The organism is Streptomyces sp. (assembly GCF_036566765.1).
Lineage (GTDB): Bacteria > Actinomycetota > Actinomycetes > Streptomycetales > Streptomycetaceae > Streptomyces.
In genome coordinates, this window is record NZ_DATCVQ010000440.1 from 1 (window position 1) to 6,097 (window position 6,097).

The 6,097-nt window shown below is 69.5% G+C and carries 6 protein-coding genes; 4 read left to right on the top strand and 2 right to left on the bottom strand.

Annotated features, from left to right (window positions below):
- The 3 genes from VIU94_RS25915 to VIU94_RS25925 form a co-directional block, all read left to right on the top strand.
- Nucleotides 1-916, top strand: a 916-nt coding sequence (locus VIU94_RS25915) for a cation diffusion facilitator family transporter (protein WP_331914664.1), incomplete at its 5' end; no start/stop codon positions are given.
- Between the two features lie 408 nt (nucleotides 917-1,324).
- Nucleotides 1,325-2,779 carry an adenosylhomocysteinase gene (gene ahcY / locus VIU94_RS25920; RefSeq protein WP_331914666.1) on the top strand — a complete coding sequence of 485 codons (1,455 nt, stop codon included), beginning with the start codon at nucleotides 1,325-1,327 and terminating at the stop codon, nucleotides 2,777-2,779.
- A 175-nt stretch (nucleotides 2,780-2,954) separates the two neighbouring features.
- Entirely contained in the window at nucleotides 2,955-3,578 is a 624-nt protein-coding gene (locus VIU94_RS25925; RefSeq protein WP_331914668.1) for a hypothetical protein, read from the top strand.
- A 9-nt stretch (nucleotides 3,579-3,587) separates the two neighbouring features.
- Here VIU94_RS25925 and VIU94_RS25930 read toward each other — a convergent pair whose 3' ends face one another.
- On the bottom strand, nucleotides 3,588-4,550 hold the full coding sequence (locus VIU94_RS25930) for an RDD family protein (protein ID WP_331914670.1): 963 nt from the start codon (nucleotides 4,548-4,550) through the stop codon (nucleotides 3,588-3,590).
- Nucleotides 4,551-4,669: 119 nt separating this feature from the next.
- Here VIU94_RS25930 and VIU94_RS25935 point away from each other — a divergent pair, with 119 nt between their 5' ends.
- Nucleotides 4,670-5,677, top strand: a complete 1,008-nt coding sequence (locus tag VIU94_RS25935) for a stage II sporulation protein M (RefSeq protein WP_331914672.1) — start codon at nucleotides 4,670-4,672, stop codon at nucleotides 5,675-5,677.
- Nucleotides 5,678-5,828: 151 nt separating this feature from the next.
- Here the strand turns inward: VIU94_RS25935 and VIU94_RS25940 are convergent.
- Nucleotides 5,829-6,097: hypothetical protein (locus VIU94_RS25940; protein WP_331914674.1), on the bottom strand; the 269-nt coding region annotated here is incomplete at its 5' end.

Genomic DNA, 6,097 nt, shown 5'->3' on the forward strand with positions numbered 1-6,097 from the left:
CGTAGCCAAGTTCGTGGCGTTCCTCTTCAGCGGTTCGTCCTCCATGCTCGCCGAGAGCGTCCACTCGGTCGCCGACTCCGGCAACCAGGGGCTGCTGCTCCTCGGCGGCAAGAAGGCCGAGCGCGAGGCGACCCCGCAGCACCCCTTCGGCTACGGCCGCGAGCGGTACATCTACGCCTTCCTCGTCTCCATCGTGCTGTTCTCCGTCGGTGGCATGTTCGCCGTCTACGAGGGCTACGAGAAGATCAAGCACCCGCACCCGATCGAGGACTGGTACTGGCCGATCGGCGTTCTCGTCTTCGCGATCATCGCGGAGAGCTTCTCATTCCGCACCGCGATCAAGGAGTCGAACCAGATCCGCGGCTCGCTCTCCTGGACGAACTTCGTCCGCCGGGCCAAGGCTCCCGAGCTGCCCGTCGTCCTCCTCGAGGACCTCGGCGCGCTGGTCGGTCTGGTCCTCGCCCTCGGCGGCGTCGGCATTGCGCTGCTCACCGGCGACGGCATCTGGGACGGCATCGGCACCCTGTGCATCGGCGTCCTGCTCATCGTGATCGCGATCGTCCTCGCGGCCGAGACCAAGTCGCTGCTGCTCGGCGAGGCCGCCGGCGTCGACGACGTGAAGAAGATCGAGGCGGCGGTCGTCGACGGCGAGACCGTCACCCGCCTCATCCACATGCGGACGCTGCACCTCGGCCCGGAGGAGCTGCTCGTCGCCGCCAAGGTCGCGGTCCGGCACGACGACACCGCCGCCCAGGTCGCCTCCGCGATCAACGCGGCCGAGGAGCGCATCCGCGCCGCCGTCCCGATCGCCCGCGTGATCTACCTGGAGCCGGATGTCTACAGCGAGGCCGCCGCCGAGGCGGGCCTCAACCCGGCCGCCACCCCGGGCGGCCCCGGCCCGAGCGCCGACCACTGACGCGAGCGCGCTGACGATCGCGCTCGTACGGGGCTTACTCGTACGGAGGCCTATCGCGCTCGTACGGAGGCTTACGGCGAAGGCCCCTGGACCACGACCGGTCCGGGGGCCTTCCCCGTACTCGCCCGCCGGCGCGGCGGCCGACCTGGCGATTTCCGGCGGAATCTGGCGGGAATCCGCCGTACCGACGACCGAGCCGGACTGTAGGTCGCTACGCCGATCGGTGTAGATTCGGGACAGCCAGACGTCGCTGCTGATGGCGGTCGGGCGGTCCGTACGGGCCGACCGAGGGAGAGAGGGCCTCCGACGACTGCACCGTGGGATTTCCCGGGCATTCGTATGCCCGAAGCCGCGGTGCCGGCGTGCCCCACAGACCCTCGAAACCGATCCACGAGGAGCAGCTCCGTCATGACGACTGCCGTCAACCAGGACTTCAAGGTCGCCGACCTTTCCCTGGCCGTCTTCGGCCGCAAGGAGATCACCCTCGCCGAGCACGAGATGCCCGGCCTGATGTCGATCCGCAAGGAGTACGCGGACCAGCAGCCGCTCGCCGGTGCCCGCATCACCGGCTCCCTGCACATGACCGTGCAGACCGCCGTCCTCATCGAGACCCTGGTCGCCCTCGGCGCCGAGGTCCGCTGGGCCTCCTGCAACATCTTCTCCACCCAGGACCACGCCGCCGCGGCCATCGCCGTGGGCCCGAACGGCACCCCGGAGAACCCCCAGGGCATCCCGGTCTTCGCCTGGAAGGGCGAGTCCCTGGAGGAGTACTGGTGGTGCACGGAGCAGGCCCTGACCTGGCCGAACACGCCCACCGGCGGCCCGAACATGATCCTCGACGACGGTGGCGACGCCACCCTCCTCGTCCACAAGGGCGTCGAGTTCGAGAAGGCCGGCTCGGCCCCGGACCCGTCCACCGCGGACAGCGAGGAGTACGGGCACATCCTGACCCTCCTCAACCGCACCCTGGGCGAGAACCCGCAGAAGTGGACCCAGCTGGCGTCCGAGATCCGCGGCGTCACCGAGGAGACCACGACCGGCGTCCACCGCCTGTACGAGATGCAGCAGGCCGGCTCGCTGCTCTTCCCGGCGATCAACGTGAACGACGCCGTCACCAAGTCGAAGTTCGACAACAAGTACGGCTGCCGCCACTCCCTGATCGACGGCATCAACCGCGCCACCGACGTCCTCATCGGCGGCAAGGTCGCCGTCGTCTTCGGCTACGGCGACGTCGGCAAGGGCTGCGCCGAGTCTCTCCGCGGCCAGGGCGCCCGCGTCATCGTCACCGAGATCGACCCGATCTGCGCCCTCCAGGCGGCGATGGACGGCTACCAGGTCGCCACCCTCGACGACGTCGTCGAGACGGCCGACATCTTCATCACCACCACCGGCAACAAGGACATCATCATGGCGTCCGACATCGCCAAGATGAAGCACCAGGCCATCGTGGGCAACATCGGCCACTTCGACAACGAGATCGACATGGCCGGCCTGGCCAGGATCCCGGGCATCGTCAAGGACGAGGTCAAGCCGCAGGTCCACACCTGGACCTTCGCCGACGGCAAGGTCGTCATCGTCCTCTCCGAGGGCCGCCTGCTGAACCTCGGCAACGCGACCGGCCACCCGTCCTTCGTGATGTCGAACTCGTTCGCGGACCAGACCCTGGCCCAGATCGAGCTCTTCACCAAGCCGGAGCAGTACCCGACCGACGTCTACGTGCTCCCGAAGCACCTCGACGAGAAGGTCGCCCGCCTGCACCTCGACGCCCTCGGCGTGAAGCTGACGACTCTCCGTCCGGAGCAGGCCTCGTACATCGGCGTCCAGGTCGAGGGCCCGTACAAGCCGGACCACTACCGCTACTGATCCCACCCCCGCACCGCCGGTGAAGGACTGACCGCCGGTGACGGACTGACGGACCAGACGGACTGACGGACCAGTGGAACAGGCAGGCCCCCGCACCCCCGTGCCGGGGGCCTGCCCCGTCCCACCGCCCCTCGCGCCGGACTCAGCCGACCACGACCACGCACCCCGAGGACCCATGCCCCGCGGCAGGTATTCGCTCCACGATCCGCACGATCACACCCCTCTCGGTGAAGAGCACTTCCACTGCGCACCAGGCCCCTCCGGCTGGCGCTATGTCTCTCGGACCACGACCCCGGCGGGCGACGACACCGGATCCGTCGACCTCGCCCTCGACGAGCTCGGCCGGCCCATCCGCCTGGAACTCCACGCCCTGAGCTGGCAGGTCCGCGGAGCCGCCCTCGACGGCGTCACCTGGGTCCGTACGGACCCCACCGGAACCCACGCCACCGAAGGCAATGTGCGCGCCCATGCCTTCACCGGCACGTCCCCGGCGTTCCTCGTCGCGATCAGCCGTCTGCTGCGTCTCACCCCCGATTCCCCCGCGACCAGGGTCCGCCTGGTCGCCTTCACGGATCCGGTCCTCGCCCCCCGCACGGTCGACCAGTCCTGGGCCCTGGTGAACAGTGAAGCCCACCCCACTGACAACGGCCTGCTGACGGTGGACGAGTACCAGGTCAACGCTCTGGACACGGGCGAGCAGCACAGCATCCACATCGCCGGCGACGTGGTCCTCTCGGCTCCCGGCATCGAACTCGAGGAGCTCGAGACCCCGCCGTCGGTCTTCCCCGACGTCCGCTGACGGGCCCCGCTAGGCGGGCGGGGCGAACCCGGTCGACGGCGCGGGAGGCGTGGACTCGGAGGGGGTGCGCTGAGTAGCGGGAGCCTGAGGGACGGCCTGAGGACTCGGGGCCACGGGCCCGGCCTGCGAGGCCTGGGGCACGGGGGCGGAGGAGGGAGCGGCGACCGCCGCATGCGGTGCATTCGGTGCGCCCGCCGCAGTCGCAGTCGCAGTCGCACTCGCGGTCGCGGCGAAGGCCCGCCGCGCATCGCGTGCCTGCCGCTCACCCACGACGCCCGCCAGATACGCGTCGGCCGGCACTCCCGGCGGCGGGGGCGTACCGGTCCGCGCGACGAGGTCGTCCGCGAGCCGCTCCGCCAGCCCCCGCCCCACCACCGGGTCGAGCTGCCGCGCCCGCGTCAGGTACTGGCGTATCGCCAGCCACAGCTCGTCCGGCACTCCCGAGAGGTCCAACTGCGTGAACCGCCCGACCAGCCACGGCGGGGGCGGCGGAACCGGTACGGCCCGCGCCGCCGACACCCGTTCGCGCACAACCAGCGTTCCGGCGAACACGTCCCCGATGCGCCGCCCGCGCTCCGACACCAAGGAGGAGATGCAGGCGACGATCCCGAACGTCATCAGGATCTCCACCACGGACATCGCCCCACGCACCAGCGCATGCCGGAACCGGATCGGCCCCCCGTCGTCCCGCACCACCCGCAAACCGCAGGCCAGCTTCCCGAGAGACCGGCCGTGCGACAGCGTCTCCACCGCGATCGGCGCACCGACCAGCACCAGCACGAACGACGCGATCGACATCGCCGTCCGCGCGGCCGTATCCAGCGACGACGTCGCCACCGCCAGCCCGACCGAGATCAGCAGATACGCGATCCACACCACGACGAGGTCGATGAATATCGCCAGCGCCCGGCTCGGCAGCCGTGCCGGCTGCAGTCCCAGAACGACGGCGTCCCCCGTCACAACCCCACTCACGTGCCCACCCTTCGTCGACCTTCTCGTCCCCACCGAACGCCAGTCTGCCAAGCTGGCCCGCAGCGCGCCGCAGTAGTACGGACCCGTCCGCCCCCAGTGCCCTGGAGCAGCAGCCGACCATGGACCTCGACGTCTACGTCACCGCCCACCGCGCCGAGTGGGAACGCCTCGACCATCTCCTGCGCCGCGGCGGCAAACTCAGCGGCGCCGAGGCCGACGAACTCGTCGCCCTCTACCAGCGCACCGCCACCCACCTCTCGCTCATCCAGTCCAGCTCACCGGACCCGATGCTCACCGCCCGGCTCACCCAGCTGGTCGCCCGCGCCCGCGCCACCGTCACCGGCACCCGCCGCGCCTCCTGGCGCGACGCCCTGCACTTCCTGACGGCCGGCTTCCCCGCCGCGGTCTACCGCTCCCGGCGCTGGTGGATACCGACGGCACTGCTCTCCACGCTCGTCGGCGTGGCCATCGGCTGGTGGATCGCCGCCAACCCCGAGGTCCAGGCCTCGATCGGCGCGCCCGCGGACCTGCGCGAGATGACCCGCCCCGGCGGCCAGTACGAGACGTACTACTCCAGCCACCCGGCGGCGTCCTTCGCCGCCCAGGTCTGGACGAACAACGCGCAGGCCGCCGCGCTCTGCCTGGTCCTCGGCGCGTTCCTCTGTGTCCCGGTGCTCTGGATCCTGTTCCTCAACATGCTGAACCTGGGCGTCGGCATCGGCCTGATGTCCTCGGCCGGCCGCCTCGACACCTTCCTCGGCCTGATCCTGCCGCACGGCCTCCTCGAACTGACCGCCGTCTTCGTCGCCGCGGGCACCGGCCTGCGCCTGGGCTGGACCGTGATCGACCCGGGCCCCATGACCCGTCGCGCAGCCTTGGCCCAACAGGGCCGCGCCGCCGTCGGCATGGCAATAGGCCTGGCGCTCGTCCTCTTCGTCTCCGGCCTTATCGAAGGCTTCGTCACCCCGTCGGGCCTCCCGACCTGGGCGCGCATCGCCATCGGCATCATCGCCGAGCTGGCCTTCCTCGCGTACGTATACGTCCTGGGCGGCCGCGCTGCCCGAGCCGGCGAGACGGGCGACGTCGACATCGCGGACCGCAGCGCGGAGCTGCCGACCGCCGCCTGATGTGCGGAGCACCTCGCTGAGCTGCTAGTCTTCTCTTCGCCCGCAAAAGACTGTTGACATAGTCCAAGCGGGGAGGTAGATTCAAACGGTTGCCTCGGACTGGACGTGTCCGAGAGTCACGGATAGTATCTCTCTCGCTCCGGTTCGGAATTCAGATTTCGACGGAGCCACCCCGATTCCTTATCTGGATCATGAAGCCGATTAGCTCGGCGGAAATGCTTCTGATAAAGTCGGAATCGCCGGAAAGGGAAACGCGAAAGCGAAGAACAAGACGGCAAACCCGCTCCAGCGGGTGGCAGAAACGAGAAATCGGATCTGCTAAGCTGGAAACACGAAAGACCGAAGGGAAAAGCCCGGAGGAAAGCCCGAGAGGGTGAGTACGAAGGAAGCGTCCGTTCCTTGAGAACTCAACAGCGTGCC